Annotated in this window: 1 protein-coding gene; it reads left to right on the top strand. The window is 56.3% G+C overall.

Translation table 11 applies throughout. From position 1 onward, the window contains the following. Window positions 1-238, top strand: a 238-nt coding sequence (locus SAY88_RS25645) for a hypothetical protein (RefSeq protein WP_332635257.1), incomplete at both ends; no start/stop codon positions are given.

Below are 238 nucleotides of genomic sequence, written 5' to 3'. Positions count from 1 at the left end.
ATACACACCACCGGCTTCCCACCGGCGTCCTCCGCTGCACCCGACGAAGACACGGAGCCGACTGAATTCCAGTTGGAAGCCGTTGTTGACACCACTCCCGAAAACCAGCATGCCGACAACCAACCGTCTGACGACGCCGAATTCGGTCAAGGTGAATTCGAAGAACCTGAAGATGATGACGAAGAAGAACCACCGCCGCAAAAGCGGGGCAAGCTGCGTTCATTGTTCGGGTTTATGC

This window comes from Halalkalibacter flavus (assembly GCF_036663575.1).
In the GTDB taxonomy this organism is placed as follows: domain Bacteria; phylum Bacillota; class Bacilli; order Bacillales; family Bacillaceae_D; genus Halalkalibacter; species Halalkalibacter flavus.
This window is presented reverse-complemented; position numbering and strand designations above follow the sequence as displayed.